At 36.8% G+C, this 17,081-nt stretch carries 13 protein-coding genes and 1 pseudogene; 2 read left to right on the plus strand and 12 right to left on the minus strand.

What is annotated here, in order from left to right; all coding sequences use genetic code 11:
• Positions 1-42 precede the first annotated feature (42 nt).
• From LFLEISCH_RS02760 to LFLEISCH_RS02785, 6 genes and pseudogenes are all read right to left on the minus strand, one after another.
• Positions 43-1,533: a nicotinate phosphoribosyltransferase gene (locus LFLEISCH_RS02760; protein WP_007472737.1), complete on the minus strand. Its 1,491-nt coding sequence runs from the start codon at positions 1,531-1,533 to the stop codon at positions 43-45.
• A gap of 121 nt (positions 1,534-1,654) precedes the next feature.
• Positions 1,655-2,038 (minus strand): glycerol-3-phosphate cytidylyltransferase, encoded by a 384-nt coding sequence (gene tagD / locus LFLEISCH_RS02765; RefSeq protein WP_007472738.1) that lies wholly within the window; start codon positions 2,036-2,038, stop codon positions 1,655-1,657.
• Between the two features lie 16 nt (positions 2,039-2,054).
• Positions 2,055-3,196: pseudogene (locus LFLEISCH_RS16445) on the minus strand (CDP-glycerol glycerophosphotransferase family protein).
• 83 nt (positions 3,197-3,279) lie between these two features.
• Positions 3,280-4,305: a ribitol-5-phosphate dehydrogenase gene (locus LFLEISCH_RS02775; RefSeq protein WP_007472741.1), complete on the minus strand. Its 1,026-nt coding sequence runs from the start codon at positions 4,303-4,305 to the stop codon at positions 3,280-3,282.
• Positions 4,298-5,011, minus strand: coding sequence for an IspD/TarI family cytidylyltransferase (locus LFLEISCH_RS02780; protein WP_007472742.1), 714 nt, complete (start codon positions 5,009-5,011; stop codon positions 4,298-4,300). Before LFLEISCH_RS02780 ends, LFLEISCH_RS02775 begins: the two co-directional genes overlap by 8 nt.
• Before the next feature lie 161 nt (positions 5,012-5,172).
• Positions 5,173-7,440: a bifunctional glycosyltransferase/CDP-glycerol:glycerophosphate glycerophosphotransferase gene (locus tag LFLEISCH_RS02785; RefSeq protein ID WP_007472743.1), complete on the minus strand. Its 2,268-nt coding sequence runs from the start codon at positions 7,438-7,440 to the stop codon at positions 5,173-5,175.
• A gap of 156 nt (positions 7,441-7,596) precedes the next feature.
• Here LFLEISCH_RS02785 and galU point away from each other — a divergent pair, with 156 nt between their 5' ends.
• On the plus strand, positions 7,597-8,493 hold the full coding sequence (gene galU / locus LFLEISCH_RS02790; RefSeq protein WP_007472744.1) for a UTP--glucose-1-phosphate uridylyltransferase GalU: 897 nt from the start codon (positions 7,597-7,599) through the stop codon (positions 8,491-8,493).
• 128 nt (positions 8,494-8,621) lie between these two features.
• On the opposite strand, the gene LFLEISCH_RS16150 is transcribed toward galU, so the two are convergent.
• From LFLEISCH_RS16150 to LFLEISCH_RS15760, 4 genes are all read right to left on the minus strand, one after another.
• Positions 8,622-10,352 carry an N-acetylmuramoyl-L-alanine amidase gene (locus LFLEISCH_RS16150; protein WP_007472746.1) on the minus strand — a complete coding sequence of 577 codons (1,731 nt, stop codon included), beginning with the start codon at positions 10,350-10,352 and terminating at the stop codon, positions 8,622-8,624.
• 204 nt (positions 10,353-10,556) lie between these two features.
• Positions 10,557-10,784, minus strand: a complete 228-nt coding sequence (locus LFLEISCH_RS16155; protein ID WP_277619588.1) for a CDP-glycerol glycerophosphotransferase family protein — start codon at positions 10,782-10,784, stop codon at positions 10,557-10,559.
• Positions 10,763-12,034 (minus strand): CDP-glycerol glycerophosphotransferase family protein, encoded by a 1,272-nt coding sequence (locus tag LFLEISCH_RS16160; protein WP_277619585.1) that lies wholly within the window; start codon positions 12,032-12,034, stop codon positions 10,763-10,765. Before LFLEISCH_RS16160 ends, LFLEISCH_RS16155 begins: the two co-directional genes overlap by 22 nt.
• Complete coding sequence (locus LFLEISCH_RS15760; RefSeq protein WP_040504738.1) at positions 11,991-12,914, minus strand: glycosyltransferase family 2 protein; 924 nt, start codon at positions 12,912-12,914, stop codon at positions 11,991-11,993. Before LFLEISCH_RS15760 ends, LFLEISCH_RS16160 begins: the two co-directional genes overlap by 44 nt.
• 229 nt (positions 12,915-13,143) lie before the next feature.
• On the opposite strand from LFLEISCH_RS15760, the gene LFLEISCH_RS02810 reads away from it, so the two are divergent.
• Positions 13,144-15,132 (plus strand): DUF6270 domain-containing protein, encoded by a 1,989-nt coding sequence (locus LFLEISCH_RS02810; protein WP_007472747.1) that lies wholly within the window; start codon positions 13,144-13,146, stop codon positions 15,130-15,132.
• A 37-nt stretch (positions 15,133-15,169) separates the two neighbouring features.
• Here the strand turns inward: LFLEISCH_RS02810 and LFLEISCH_RS02815 are convergent, their stop codons facing one another.
• Positions 15,170-16,105, minus strand: coding sequence for an ABC transporter ATP-binding protein (locus tag LFLEISCH_RS02815; RefSeq protein WP_007472748.1), 936 nt, complete (start codon positions 16,103-16,105; stop codon positions 15,170-15,172).
• Between the two features lie 10 nt (positions 16,106-16,115).
• On the minus strand, positions 16,116-16,928 hold the full coding sequence (locus LFLEISCH_RS02820; protein ID WP_007472749.1) for an ABC transporter permease: 813 nt from the start codon (positions 16,926-16,928) through the stop codon (positions 16,116-16,118).
• Between the last annotated feature and the right edge of the window lie 153 nt (positions 16,929-17,081).

Below are 17,081 nucleotides of genomic sequence, written 5' to 3' on the forward strand. Positions count from 1 at the left end.
AGCGACTAACTTTTTTACCAAAAGAAAGCCGCTCTTCTATGTTTAAAATGGAATGTCTAAATCAACAGGTGAATGAAGTTGCACGCTTTTACGCACTTTTTCGATGTTGCGCATTTTATTTTTCCAGCATTTCACACTTAAGTCCACTGGGTATTGCTCTGGGCGAATGGTACGTTTATATTCATCCCATAAAAGCGCCAAATTATCCTCTTTATATTGCTTAATTTCTTCAAGTGACGGCATATCATATACAAGCTCACCATCTTCAAAAATAGGAATAAGTAGCTCGCGAGCCGTAAAATTCTCCACCGTCTTCGTAATATAAGTATGCACCGGATGGAACATAGTGAGTTTTTTAACACCTTCTAAAGATTCATCTGAAAGCGTAACGTAATCACCTTCTGCCTTCAAACCTTCGTCCGTTGTGATAATACGATACACTTTCTTTTTCCCCGGGGTTGAAACTTTTTCAGTGTTACTTGATAGCTTAATTGAGTCTAAGAGAACCCCATTTTCATCCGCGATGGCCGCCATTTTATAAACCGCCCCAAGAGCCGGTTGGTCATACGCTGTAATAAGCTTCGTCCCGACGCCCCATGAGTCAATTTTCGCTTTTTGGGCTTTTAAAGATAAAATCGTATGTTCATCTAAATCGCTTGAAGCGAAAATTTTAGCATCCGGATAACCAGCCTCATCGAGCATTTGACGTGCTTTTTTCGATAAGAAAGCCATATCGCCGCTATCTAATCGGATGCCGATAAAGTTTATCTTATCGCCTAGTTCATCTGCCACCCGAATCGCATTCGGTACGCCTGATTTAAGGGTATCATACGTATCCACTAAGAAAATCGAATTTTTATGCGTTGTAGCATAGCTTTTAAACGCCTCATACTCATCACGATAAGCTTGAACCATCGCATGCGCCATCGTACCTGAGACAGGAATACCGAAAATTTTTCCTGCCCGTACATTACTCGTTGAATCACATCCACCAATATACGCCGCACGTGTACCCCAAATCGCCGCATCCATTTCTTGTGCTCTACGAGTTCCAAATTCAGCAAGGCTTTCTTCTTCCACCACTTCACGAATTCTCGCTGCTTTCGTCGCAATTAAAGTTTGGAAGTTGACAATATTTAAAAGTGCCGTTTCAATCAGTTGCGCTTCCGCCAAGCTTGCTTCTACTTGAACAATGGGTTCAGTTTTAAAAACGAATTCCCCTTCGCGAACGGAACGAATCGTGCCTTTAAATTTAAAGTTTCGTAAATAATCTAAAAATGGGCCATCAAATCCGAGTTCATCGTGTAAATAAGTAATGTCAGATTCAGTAAAACGCAAATTTTTCATATACGAAATAATGCGCTCTAGGCCAGCGAATACAACAAAACCAGAATCAAATGGCATATCCCGAAAGAAAACTTCAAATACACTACGGCGCTCATGAAGACCATCGTCAAAATACGCTTTCATCATATTAAGTTGATATAAATCTGTATGTAAAGTTAAACTGTCGTCTTGATATAAGTTCGTCATCGGTCCTAATTCCTCATCTCTCAAGAATTTAATAACACCATCATAGCATAAAACGAAGGGAGTGACTACTTTCGTGAATTTTTGAACGCAAAAAATCCTACGCTTGAGTACACGCAGGATTTTAGCTTAAATCATCTTTAATTTGGGTCGTAGAAATGCCTGTTGTTCTTGGTAAATAAATGACTTCACAATAGTCTTTTAGAAAGTCGAATTCGCCGCGCCAATCATCTCCCATTACGAAGATATCCACATCATGCGTTTTAACATCATTAATTTTCTGTTCCCATGTTTTCTCTGGGATGACTTCATCCACATAGCGGATGGCTTCTAAAATCAATTTCCTATGCGGATAACTGTGATAGGCCTCTTTATGTTTTAGTGCGTTAAATTCGTCTGTTGAAACGGCGACAATTAAGTAATCGCCAAGGGCTTTTGCCCGTTTTAGAAGTTCGATATGACCCCAGTGGAGTAAATCAAACGTGCCGTAAGTTATCACTTTTTTCATCGTACGTCCCTCTTTTTTAAAGATTTTTTTGAATAAAAGAAACGAGGTTTTGACTTGACTGACCTGTCGAGTATTTGTTCCATTTTGCTTGAAAAGAAGCCATTTGGCTAGGGCTCGCTGTCTCTTCTAAAATGGCTTTAGAAAGCGCATCGGTTGTTTGATAAGGCGCACCTGGAATTAAGTCAGTATAGCCTGTTACAAGGCCGCGCTCACTGTCATATTGCTCTAAATCCGGTGTGTAAAAATAGACTGGCCGATTAAGTAACGAAAAATCAATCGGCGTAGAGGAATAATCTGTCACCAGAATGTCGCTCCCTGCGAGTACCTCTTTCATGGATTCTGTGCTGTTTACAACGCGAACAAAATCGTCTTCCGGGATGTCCAGCTGATGCGTAATCGCTGGATGCAATTTTAAAAGTAGCACATACTTGTCCTTCAGGCGTTCGCGCATCAATTCCACATCTAGCAGTAACGTCGCCGCTTGAAGTTCGTTATCGCGGTATGTTGGGGCATATAAAATGGTCTGTTTCCCGTATTTTGCGCGGTACCGCTCATGCATTTTCGTTACTTCTTCTTTTTGAAAAAGTAGTCTGTGCTTGGGACTCCGATTTTAAGCAACTCGCTTTCGCTCAGCAGAAAAGATCGTTTGAAGATGTCACCCATCACGTCTGAGCCGGCTACAACATGTGTGAACGAAGCGTAAACGCGTTTGAAGCGCGCTTGCTCCCCTTTTGTTCTTGTCAAAACGCTCTTATCTTCCCAAGCAAACTTTTTAAGCGCACCGCTCGCGTGCCAAATTTGGATACAAACCGTACCGTCCGCCCATTTCATCGCCGCGAGCTCCGGGAAGTAATTATCGACCATAACAATTTTTGCTGTGCACATATGATAAATACGCGATACGAGCGTTTTTTTCGTCATCGGAATCATACGCATAAAATTTTGAGCGATTTTCGTGGTATCTAAACGAGGATCATAAAACACAATCGTTTCTGGCGTGACTTTCATCTCCACCATTTTTTTGGAAATTTGTTCTGGGCTATCGCTAAAGGTAATCAACATGACCATTTTATTTTGTCGTTTTAATCTGCGACAAAGGGAGGCGACTAGCTTGACGAAACACATGTATAGAGAAGCTAAAATGCGCTTCATATTCATCACTCCTTATTCTTTGTCCCTTTTTGCTAAAAACCAAGGCGCCGCATTTTGCGACGCCAGAGATAAGCTTAGACGTAATACGTTTAGATGTTCCAAGACATGACCGTTTTCCCCCACGGACTTCTTAAATCGGATTCGAATGCTTCAATAACATCTTGGATACTGCGAACGTTATGAATTTCACCAACCAAATTAGCTAGGTACTCCACAGCACGTTTATTTTCATTTAAGAAACGAACTGTCTCCACGAAATCAACGCGCCCACTGCGGCTGCTCCCATAAACGGTTAAACCTTTTTCTAATACCATACGTGTATTAAATTCAATCGGATATTCAGAAACACCTAGAAGTGAAATGGTTCCTTCCGGTTTAATCAAGTCAATAATTTGACTAACGGCATACTGACTCCCTCTTCCGCCTGCACATTCAAATGCTTGGTCAATCTCAAGATCTTCCGGAATTTCATCAATATTGTAAGCCCCGTCTACAAACGAGAAGAAATCTAATTTATAAGGTGTTTTCCCAAAAATATAGACCTTCGCATCTGGATATTTATCTTTTAAAAGCAGTGTCATAATAAAGCCTAAGTTGCCATCGCCCCAAACGCCAAAAGAAGAGCGATTTTGGTCCGCGCGCGAATCAAAGCGTAGGAGTGCGTGAACCGCTACAGAAATAAGCTCAGAAAAAGCGGCAACAGACATATCCATATCTTCTGGTAACACAACAAGGCGATCGCGACGCATGAAGACATTATCTTGCATTAATCCGTCGAATCCACTGGAACGGAATTTTGTTGAGCGCAAATAATTTTCTGCGATAACAGGATCACTTTCCATCGGTGTGTTAGGAATCATGACCACTTTTGTGCCAATCGGAAATTCCTTTTTAGCATCATACACCACTTCCCCAACACCTTCATGAATAAGTGCCATCGGAAGTTTCTTAGCTAAAATTTCTTTCCCTCTAGAACCAGTATAATAGCGTTGATCGGCCGCACAAATCGAAAGGTATGTAGGGCGAACAACAACGACATCTTCTGTCAAAGTTTCATCAATATTGGCGACTTCAAATTGTCGTTCCGAAACGAGCCTGTATACTTGATTAATCATTATTTATCCGCTCCTGTATAATGGCATTCGCAACTTGTAAATCATAGGGTGTTGTAATTTTAATATTAAAAATTTCACCTTTAACTAAATTCACTTTTTCTCCGGCTAAAAGACAAATTTTACAAGCATCTGTTAAAATTTCTTTTTGCTCCGAGGAAAGAGCATTATAATGCCCGTAAATCATTTTCATATTAAAGCTTTGCGGTGTTTGCCCTTGATACATCACATCACGAACTGGAATATCTGTAATAAATTCATGGTTTGTGGATTCTACAATCGTATCTGTTGCTGTAATCACGGTATCCACTGTGCCATATTTTAAAGCTGCATCAATATTTTCTTCAATAATTCGGTGCGTTAAAAATGGACGAACCGCATCGTGTGTAATAACAACATCATCATCATTTAAGCCGAAATTCTTCTCTACGTAGCGAATACCGTTCATAATTGTTTCATTTCGGTCCGTTCCGCCTTCTATAACCACCACGCGGTCATCTTGAATATGTTTTTTAAGTACATCTTCTGTGTGATTCATCCACTCTTTCGGCGAAGCAACAAAAATCTTATCAAAACGCGAATTCAAAATAAATTTTTCAACTGTATGCACAATAACAGGTTTACCATTTAACGGTAAATATTGTTTTGGCATACTCACATTTCCCATCCGGGTACCTTTACCCCCAGCAAGAATTTCAGCATAAATCATTATCTATTCTCCTTTATTTCTAAAGTTTGAAAGCTCATACAGCTATATTGTAACACAAAAAAATATAAAAAGAAGCTACTTTCCTTTTCCATTTCGGAATGCCCTAAGAACACTTTCCACTTTTTAAAAAAAAACTAAAAATAGCTTCCTTCACCTACTAACTATTCTTTATTTCGAACATATTCTGTGATAAAACGCTCCGTCGATTTCCCGTCAAGAGCATCAACAAATTTTTCTTTAAAGCGATTTAATTTTTCATAATCAAATTGCTCATTTTGAATATCCCGAATTAAAGTATCACTTTCTTCATAAATGGCCCCAGGAACCATTTCTTCATACGGAAAATAAAATCCGCGTTCATCGTGGTAATTCTTTAGGTCATCAGCAAAGAAATACATCGGGCGATTCAGTAGACTATATTCAAAAATAACCGAGGAATAGTCCGTGATAAGAGCATCGCTAACTAACATGATAGGATTGATATCTTTCTCATCACTTAAATCTAAAATAAAATCATCTTGTTCCGCTAAATTCATCGCGACATTTTTGACCACAGGATGGAATTTTAAAATAAGAACATACTCATCGCCTAGCGCTTTTTTCATTTTCAAGGCATCTAATTGCATTTTAAAATTCATTCGGTGTCCTGCCCCGCCGCGAAACGTTGGCGCATATAAAATTGCTTTTTTCTTCTTTAAAACCGGATATTTTTGGTATAAATTCTCTTTTAAAGTCTTTATTTTTTCTTGATTAAAGAAGAGATCTGTTCGCGGAACGCCAATTGGTTTAACTTTACTTGGAGCTACGCGAAACGCCTCACTATATTCAGAAATAAGATTTTCTGAGCTAACTAAAACGTCGGTATAGCTACTATGAGCCCTTTTTTCAAACTCTTCCGTCTCAGAGTCCGAAGCAAAAAGCGCACTAAAACCAAATTTTTTAAATGCACCTGCGGCATGCCACGTTTGAATCACTTTCACTTCTTTTTTAAAGCTCAGGCTATAGATTTTATTATAGTAATCATCAATGACAATCGTTTCAGCTCTCGCCAAGGTAGCAAAAATATGAAGGGTATGCTTCCAAGAAGGACTTTTTTTCAGAAGAAGAACAACGCGTTTTTTCTCTTGTTCAGACATACAATCGTAAATCGCTTTTAAATTTCCGCTTAACACATCGCTTCTTTCTGTGCCAAAGACAATACTCCCTTTTTTCACAGGTAAAAGTTTCCCAAACCTGAAAACAAGTTGTCGCCCGATTCGCATGACTAATTTGTTTGTATCAAACTTTTGGCGAATAAATTGACGAATAGCCAGTCGATTGGCATTTCGAAAGCTCCCCTGTTCAACAATAGACAGGGCCGCACGATAATATTCATTTGCCTCTCGTACAACTTTTAAACTCTCTTCTGATGAGTGTTTAAAAATATACTGTAAGATTGCTTGATAGGCTTCTTTCGTATGCTTATCCATTCCAAGGGCAAAACCAATGGTGCGGTTAACAAAAACAAATGGAACAGCATTCATTTGGTAAAAGATAGCTTCCGGCAGCGCATAAAGCCAATTGCCTAGTTTCTGAAAGAACTCTTGACGCTTCGCTTTATTTCCTGTAAAAACACCACCAATAGCATCCGAAATTTCAATTTTAACTACTCGATTATAATAACTAAGTTGGACATTCTGAGAACTTCCATATACATTAAAAAGCTTTTTCGCGACATCTAAAAACTGTAAAATCGAATCTAAAATACGAATTGGATTTTGACTAATGGACTGTGTTAAAGACTTATTTTCCCCATCGCGCAATCGATAAAAATAAACGACTTCATCCACCGTATAAATTTTTTGTGCACGAATTAACGTTTCCAAAACAAAAGGTTGGTCTTCTCCATATTTAATCTCTTCTAAGAAGCGAATATCTTCAACCAATTCTTTTTTATAAAGCTTCGCACAAGGACCGATGGAATAGACAAGCTCGGGATTTTCCTCAAACGTTTTAGCCCCCGGTTTAATTACATTTTCCGTTATATGGGCATCAATAAACCATTCTTGCTTCTGGTTAAAACGCTTGGTTGATCCTGTTACTAAATCGGCATTTTCTGACTGCGCCGCCTGATACATTACAGTAAGGGCATTTGGTGCTAAAAGATCATCACTATCAACAAATAAAATAAAATCCCCTTTCGCCAATTTCAAACCATCGTTTCGTGCAGCAGCGGGACCTTGATTTTCTTTATAAATATAGTGGAAGCGGCCATCCTGTGCGATACATCTTTCTATGACTTCCGCCGTTTCATCTTTTGAACCGTCATCAATTAAGAGCACTTCATAATTTTCAAATTTTTGATTTTGAATGCTTTTTAAAGTATCCTCTATAATATCAGCGACATGATAGACGGGTATAATTATTGAAATTTTAATAGAATCATTCATCAAAGTTGGAACTCCTTTTATCCATTTTATCCTTTTACAATTTTAGCTTTCTACAGAATGGAAGTCAATCCTTAATAGATTCAGCTTGATTCTATTTTATACTGCCGCTATAATGAAGTAGCACAGAATAAACTTTGACATTTGGAGGTAAATGGAATGAAAGTAAGAAAAGCTGTTATACCAGCGGCTGGTTTAGGAACTCGTTTTTTACCGGCAACAAAAGCAATGCCTAAAGAAATTTTACCAATCGTAGACAAACCGACTATCCAGTTTATTGTAGAGGAAGCCGTTGCGTCTGGCATTGAAGACATTTTAATTGTAACGGGTAAAGGAAAACGAGCTATCGAAGACCATTTCGACTCCGTTCCTGAATTAGAAGCTAATTTACGTGAAAAAAACAAAATGGAATTGCTTCATTTGGTTGAGGAAACAACAAACATTAATTTACACTTCATTCGTCAATCCAAACCAAAAGGCTTAGGAGATGCGATTCTTCAGGCAAAAGGTTTTGTCGGAAATGAACCCTTTGTCGTAATGCTTGGTGATGACATTGTGAAATCTAAGGTTCCATGTGTCAAACAATTGGTGACACAATATGAACGCACACACAGTTCTGTCATCGGTGTTCAAACGGTACCACATGAAGAAACTTATCGGTATGGTATTATCGACCCTGCAGATAAACTAAGCGAGCGCCTTTATAACGTAAAAGGTTTTGTAGAAAAACCTAAGGCTGAAGAGGCACCTTCTGATTTAGCTATTCTAGGTCGTTATTTATTAACACCTCAAATTTTCGACTATCTTGAAACGCAAGAACCTGGGGCTGGTGGCGAAATTCAATTGACTGATGCCATTAACCGTTTAAACGAAATTCAACGTGTTTTTGCATATGATTTCGAAGGTCATCGCTATGATGTAGGAGATAAATTTGGTTTTATCCAAACTACTATGGCATTCGCGTTAGAACATCCGGAACTTAAGCTTGAAGTTCGCCAGCTAATCGATGATTTATACAAAGAAATTCATAAAAATGATAAGTCAACGAAAAAATAAACACATACGAAAAAAATCTCCCGTCAGGCGACGGGAGATTTTTTAAATGCTATTTTTTTACATAGGTGGAAGGGATATAGCCTGTATAACGATCATACGCTACAAAAACCCATCCATTGGCTGCTGTTTTACTTGGATCGACTGCTTACTTTTGCATTTGCCGGAACACTTGTTACAACAGCTGAATTCCAATTTGGTTCTGCTCTAAGATTAAATCCAATCGCATAATACGTTGTGTACTTATTCGTATCACTAAAGTATGAGGTTGGATGATAACCAGATTTTCCGTTATATGTGACATACCACCAACCATTTTTAGTTTTCGTTAAATCAACCTGAACTTTTTCGCCTGCTGGAATGGAATAAGCTATTTTAGAATCCCATTTCGCGTCTGTTCTCGGGTTAATAAAACTATTGGTATAAACTGTTTTAGCTGGATTTGTTGCTGAGAAATAAGAAGCTGGTTGATAGCCACTAATACCATTATAGGTCACATATTTCCAACCATTTGAAGCGGTTTTAGCGCTATTGGCTTGTACTTTTGCACCAAAAGGCACTCGTGTTGTTACCGCCGAATCCCACACAGGTTCCGCTCTTAAGTTCATTTGCATCGTAGCGTAAACATCACTCATCGGATTTGTCTTTTGGAAATACGTTGTTGGAATATAACCAGATATATTAGATTTTGTATACGTTAGATGCGCCCAACCGTTCTTATACTTACTTCCATTGACAATAACAGCTTCGCCAGCAGGAACTGTTCCTGCAACTGACGAATTCCACTTGCCATCAGAACGTAAATTGATTTTATCTTTTGTATACTGTGTAGAGATTGTATTTTCCGTTTGAATGTATCCAAACGGAATATAGCCAGTTTTATTATCGTATTTGACATATGCCCAACCATTTTTAGTTTTCGTTGTATCCACTTTTACGAGCGCGCCAGCATCAATTTTCATCGCAACTGGAGCATCCCATTTTGCATCTGTACGCGGATTAACTGGCACCGACGTATAATACGTTTTATCCATACGATCATATTTATACTGAACGAGTTGGAAAAACTCATTAAACGTGTAGCCATATCTAGCAAAATAACCCACTGGATCGCTATGTGTTGTTCCACCTAAAAATCGGCTTACTGCATCATGTGACCAAACTGTACCACTACCTGTGTTATGCGCATTAATTGGCGTAAGATTATATTTTTTCAAAATATAAGCCGCATAATAGGCATCATTATTAACAGAGCGATAAAAGTCCTCTTTATTTTTTTCTCTTACAAGTTCTACTTGAACAAAGTATGGGTTGGCTTTTGGACCAGCCCCCCAGCTACCATAATCAGTAGGGTGGATTTCGATGATTTGTTTACGATCGACAAATGCATGAACAAATGCATTTTGCCAGTTATTCGTCATATAATTAATTTCAGAATCGATTGTAGAATTATCATTCGCTGTTTCATGGATAACAATACCACGTGGTTTCCCTACTCCATCGCTATAAGCAAAACGAGTAAAGTTCTTTAGTTGGTTTTCAATGGTTGCAGTGGAATAATTTTGATTAATAATATATTGGTTTGCACTTGATAATGCAGTTTGTGCATATGGTTCTGGCAGTGCAGACCGCAACATGAAACGTTGGCTTTCTGTTGGTTTTGCCTGACTTTCTACTTTCTCTTCCTCGGTTTGTTCCGTTGGTGTATAGATACTTTCATCAATTTGATTATTTAAAATTTCCCCAGCATTTATTCCTGTCCCTGTTTCATCACCCTCAGCTTTTGCCATACTTGGATTAGCTAAAAAGAGTAAAATCCCAAAAAGACTAGCAAACATTACAATAAAATACTTTTTTTGCATGACTCTTCCTTTCTATTTCTTTAATTCTGAACGAAAAACGTTCATTCTATCATTTTATCGCTTAACGCCTTAAAGTTCAATAGGACTTTTTTATACGTAAAAAAATTTACATATTTTACAGCTACTGCAAATGACCTAAATTTTAAAATTTAATCAAGTATTGACCAATAAAAAAAGCTACTTTTTTCAAAGTAGCTCTAAAAATTATTGAATTAGTTCACGCACAATGCGTTCCGAAGCACATCCGTCTGTATCATCGAAAAAGCGATTTTTAAATGTACGAATTTTTTCTACATCATAATTTTTCATAGTTTTAATTTCTTCAATCAATTCGTCATTGGTTCGCACAATCGGTCCTGGCACAAAATCCTCAAATTGATAATAGAAATTACGCTCTTCTAAATAATCTTTTAAATCGTAAGTATAAAAGATTGTTGGTTTTCCATAATCGAAAAATCAAATACAACAGATGAATAATCGGTAATTAAAATATCCGTATAGATTAACACATCATTAATGTCCTCTTTACTCATGTTATAAGCTTGCTCCTGCAAATCATAAGGAATACCTACACCACGCGTAACAGATGGATGCATTTTTAAAATAATGACATATTCATCTCCTAATTTTTCAATAAGGCGACGAATATTTAGCTGCATTAAAAAGGTTTGTCTTTCAGAAGGTCCACCTCTAAATGTCGGAGCATACGTGATGACTTTTTTTCCTTTTGTAAGTGGATATTTCCCTTCAAAATAGGCGTGCACATATTCTTTATAATCCTCATCAAAAAACTTATCTGTTCTCGGGACCCCAAGCGGTAAAACATTTTTCTCAGGAACATGAAAAGCATCTGCATAAAAAGGAACAATTTCTTTAGAAGAAACCACTACTTTTGAATAAAGGGAATGGGCAGCACGCTCAAATTCTTCCGTATTACTATCGAGTGAGCCAATAGAACTGAAACCGAATTTTTTAAACGCCCCTGCCGCATGCCAAAGTTGAATAACTTCCGTACTAGTTTTGGCTTTTGTTCCGTATAATTGAAAATAGTAATCGTCTAGGAAAATATATTTTGCCGTCGCAACATCCTTATAAAGACGTAGTAACTCAGAAAAACTGCGATTAGGTTGCTTTAGGTGTCCAATAATTTTGTAGTCCTTCTTCTGCTTCAATAATTCTTCATAAATACCTAAAAAAGAATCTTGCATTTTAGTATGTTTATTCGTTAAAAATACAATTTTATTCTCAGTCCGGTAAAATGCTTTATAAAAAGGAAAAGCAATTCGTTTAGCATAAAAACGTTGATTTTTACGTTTGAAATTCATCCACGTTTGACTCACAAAACGTTCTTTCGCATCTTTTAACGTCTGAAGAATTTTTCGTTTAGCCAAAAGGTTTAAAATGGGTTGAAGTGAGTTATGTTTCGCGGCTTCAATCGATGCTCTTACTTCCTTAGAAGCACCTACGCTTAAAATCGTATTCATTGCGCCCGGATTCATTTTTGAATAGGCCGTTTGTAGCATGTTGAGATAGTCTCCGCGTACCTCTTTTTTAATATACGTATAACGATTAACAATTTCATAACTAATCATCCGATGTAAAAATTCTAATCGATTATAAATTTGCTCTGGAATAAACTCAATAAGTTCTGTAATGCCGAAAAAGGCATTTTTTTTGATCACTTGCATTTCCTTCCAGTAAAATCCCCCGGAAAGCAGCCCATAAATCAGCTGAAAGCATTCGACTTAAATAATATTCGATTGTTTTTTCGCGCATAACCTGATTGGAAATGTACTTGTCAAATAAAGGTAAACTTAACTGGATACTTCTTAGCAAATCGCTAAATGATTTATAAGGATTAGATTTTACAATTTGAGAAAGTGAGACATCCTCTGAATCTTCACGTGCTCGATAGTTGTAAATAATCTCATCTACTGTATAAATATCTTTGGAAGCAAGATAGGCTTCTAAAACAAATGGCTGGTCTTCTCCCACTTTAATCTCTGTTGGAAAGCGTAGATTTTGGACGACATCAAAACGATATAATTTATTACACGGTCCAAGTGTGTACATCATTTCTGGATTTTTAACCACCGTTTTACGTCCTTTTTTAAAGACTCCTCGTTGGTAATGGCCTTGTATAAACCATGATCTTGTACTATTAAAACTAACCGAAATACCCGTTACGACTCCTACATTTTCTGAAACAGCGGCTTGATACAAAAATTCAACGGCCTTTTCTGGTAAAACATCATCTGAATCTAGGAAGCTCACATATTGCCCCTTCGCTACTTCAAGGCCAACATTTCTAGCAGTACCCGGGCCTGCGTTTTCTTGGCGAATAACTGTAATATTTTTATGTTGTTCTGCGTATTCGACAATTTTTTCATAGCTACCGTCTGTTGAGCCATCATCGACCAAAATAAGTTCGATACCTTCTTGTGTTTGTTTTAAAACAGAAGAAATAGTTTCGTCGATGTAGGTAACAACATTATAGACTGGTGTAATGATAGACACTAACACATTTTCCAAACTTGATTTTTTAATAATTTCGTACGACATCTTCTTCTCCTTTATGTATAACCTTACAGTTTCATTATGTGAGCATCTAAGTTTTATAATTATTAATCAAACTAAACCATTCTAAATATAGCAAAGTCGTGACTTTTTATCAACTGCTTTCTGTTTCGCGGAGAAAGCACCTGACTTTCATCAAACAAAAAGCGATGCGGAAACCATCATTTCATGCTACAATAAACTTGTTTCACTTTGAATAAAAGGAGAAAAAAATATGTCCCTACAAACAACTAAAATTGTCTTTACTTCAAATGAATGGCACATTTGCCTTGATAAAAAGGTAACCATTCAATCTGCCATTATCTTTTTTAAAGAACGAAATGAATTTTTACGTCCCGCGAGACAGTTCGAATTAAATGTCTCAAATACTGGAGACGAAACATATGTTAGTATTCCGCTCGAATTAATTGCCAAAAACGCATTACTTGATAGGCAAACGGTTTGGCAAATCGAGTTAGATGGCAATAAAATTCAAGCATCTGAAGATAAACTACTTGAATCATTATCAAACGATTTTCACTCTCATGAATTTTCAATCCAAGACGGTTTTCTTGTACTTCTTAGCAACCCAACACCTATTCATGTGTATCTCACCGATTTTCATTTAGATGCTAGCGAAGTGCGTGGTAAGCTCCAAATTGAAACGACATTTGATATTTCAGGTTATGAGGCCATTCTTTCGGTTAAAAAGCGGACGCGACCTGAACTTTATCTTTTTCATGGTCACTCGCAAAATTTTGAACTTGGGAACATATCGGATAATCAACTATCGTTTGATATCGATACGGAAGTTCTTTCTGATGACTTTTTAGTAGATGAAACCAATAATTTAGATCCTGTTTTAATTTTACAATCAAGCGTGACAAAATCTGCCCCTCTTTTTATCGAAGTAAGTGAGGCACTAAAAGATAAGTTAAGCGTGAAAGAACAAATAAAAAGTGATCGTACTTTACAATCGTACCGTACTGGCTCCAACCGACTTTCTTTTTATTTGCTGAAAGAATTAGAAAAAGTAGCGACACTGACTGAATTTAAAAATAGCGAACAAGCTTTTCTGCTTACATTTGCTTTTGAAACGCAATTGGATGAGCCGACACTTGTCATTAAGCGACAAGACAAGAAACTTTCTACTTTTGAACATGTGACAGAAATGGCTTTTTCAATAAAAAAACGATTTAAAAATTATTCTGTGAAGCTAAAAAAAGCGAATTTGTACCCGTTTCATTCCTATAATCAAGATGAAGATTGGGATATGTTTATACGGTCTGGTTCAAAAGAATACCCACTTTTCGCCTCTATGACTATTCAGTTTTCGAAAGATTATGTTCGGATAAATAGCAATCAATACCAGGTGAGGTGGCGTAAAAAAACGGATTCGACCATCCGTCTTCGTTTTGTTTCTGCCCCTATTTTAAAAGCTAAACCAAAAAAATTAGTGGTAATGGGGACTTGTTTTAGTCGAAATGCCTTTAACTCAGATCCTTTTTTCAACCCAGATTATAAATCCTTTTTCTCTGTGATGTACACGCAAATGCACACTTCTTTGATTAGCGCCATGACAAATCGCTACGATCAACCTTTAAAGCTTAAAAATTACGCTTCAGGTTTAACAAAAGCAGAATTTGGTTTCTTAGAAGACGAGTTTCGTAAAGATTTATTCGATCGTTTGCGGAAAATTAAACCTGATTATTTTATTATCGATTTATATCCAGATGCCATTCGACCTGTGATTTGGTTAGATGACCAAACGGCTATTACATTTAGTTATTTTCTTGAGCAAACAAAATTAGCAGATGAACTCCCTTGTCACCGTTTAATGGATCATTCGAATGATGATGCCTTTTTTGAAGAGTGGACATATTATGCTGATTTATTTATTGCTGAAATAAAGAAAATCATCCCAGAAGAACGAATTATTCTAAATAAAGGCGGTTTTACATTAACCTATTACGATGAAAATCGCAATATCAAATCTTATCCGTATCAAATGGGCATTCAAAAAGCTCAATTTTTATGGGACCGCATGAACAACTATTTCTTATCCCAAGCCCCAAATGTTCGTGTGATTGACTTTTCTAATAAAGGCTACATCGGGGATTACTACTATCCTTTTGGTCACTCCTTCTCACATTTTGAGTCCGATTACTATAAAGACTTCTTAAAAGAAATGATTTATATTGATCAAACGGATTCCTTCTTATAAAAAAACAAGCCTTGAGCGAATTCGCTCAAGGCTTGTTTTAAAATAGACCTAAAAATGAATGTCCAGTAGCAATTAATGCCCCAAAAAGACTTAATGCACAGGCGCTTACACCTAATAAAACTTTATCAGATAGTGACCATTTCGTCGCGCTTATCGTTTCTATTTCCCCCATTTTATCTGGAGGGAATTTCTGCTTGATTTTCATTTCAGTTTGATAGGTTTTTTTAAAGCTATCAGATTGGTCGTTGTACCATTTTACAAACTCATTGTAAAAATTGGCGACTTCTTCTTTTTCACCTATCATCTTTAAGCTACCATAATGCATCCACATAATGCGATCACAAAGTTTTTTCACTTGTTGCAGCGAATGACTAACAAAAATAATAGTTTTTCCTTCTGCTTTAAAACTTTCTATCTTTTCGACACACTTATGATAAAAAGTTTCATCTCCAACCGAAAGAGCTTCATCAATAATTAAAATATCCGGATCAAGGTGGACCGAAACAGCAAATCCTAGGCGCGAACGCATCCCACTTGAATAGTTTTTAATGGGTTGGTTGATAAAATCACCAATATCAGCGAATTCGACAATTTTAGGAATAAGTGAATCAATTTGTTTATTCGTTAAGCCTTGCATTAGACATTTTAAACGGATATTTTCAAGACCAGTGAGAGCTTCTTTAAATCCTGCATTGATGGCAATAAGTGACGCTACACCATTTATTTTAACCTCACCAGCAGTTTCTTTTACAATGCCAGCTATAATGCTTGAAACCGTTGACTTCCCGGAACCATTTAGGCCGATAATCCCAATGGCTTCTCCTTCATAAATATCAAATGAAACATCTTTTAGCGCATAAAAAAGTTTCTTATCATTGGAACGTAAAGCATTCATCATGCTTTCTGTTTTATTAGCAAATAAATCATATTCTTTCGATACATGTTTAAACGAAACTTTGAGTGATTTTTCCATATTAGACTCCTTAAATGAAATCCACAAATCTTTCGCGGAACTTCATGTGTAAAATGGAACCAACGAAAAGGAAAAAGAATGTGAGTAACCAGAAATAAATCGTATAAGAAGGTGACTCCCAAAACCATTTTCCAAGTAAAAGTGAATCTCTAAATCCGTCAACAATATACATAAACGGATTTAATTTAAGTAAATTTGCGGCCCATTCCGGTAATAATTGAGGGATGTTCCATACAATCCCTGTTAAGTAGAATAAAACACGCATAATACTTTGCAAAGCCATTTGATAATCTCGTATTAAAACGGTAATCGTCGCGTTGAAAAGAGAAAAACTAAAGAGAAACAGAATCATCGCAACGAAATAATATAAATACTGTCCCCAGTAAATATTAATTGGTGTCCCTTTAAGTAAAAAGATGATTACCATAATGATTGTCATCACAAAATAACTCATTAAATTCGAGATAATCGTAATATTAGGTAAGATACTCATCGGAAAATTCATTTTTGATACGAGATGAATTTTATTAAAAATACTAGTTGTTCCTTGCATCACAACGCTATTAATGAAGAACCACGGCACAATACCTGCTAGCATCCATTCTAGGAAACTAATATCTGTTCCTTGGAGCGTTGAGCTTCCTCTTAAACCATAGCCGAAGACCAAGAAATAAATAGCAACTTGAATTAGCGGATTTAAAATCTCCCATAATAATCCTAAATAGTGACTTTGATAGTTCGCACGATCCTCATAGCGCGAAATTCGGACCATCATCGGAGTATATTTAACTTGTTCTTTTAAAACTTCCCATACTTGTTTCACAAAAACACTTCTTTCCATGTTTAGTAAATAATTTCAGATTGGACTTTTTACCTTATAACAATCGCCTCCAACTAGAAGCTCACGGATGTCGATGAATTCGTATGTGTGTCTTATGTAATATCTTCCGTTTCGCATAAGCTGCTTTTATAAATG

It is taken from the genome of Listeria fleischmannii subsp. fleischmannii LU2006-1 (genome assembly GCF_000344175.1).
Taxonomy (GTDB): Bacteria; Bacillota; Bacilli; order Lactobacillales; family Listeriaceae; genus Listeria; species Listeria fleischmannii.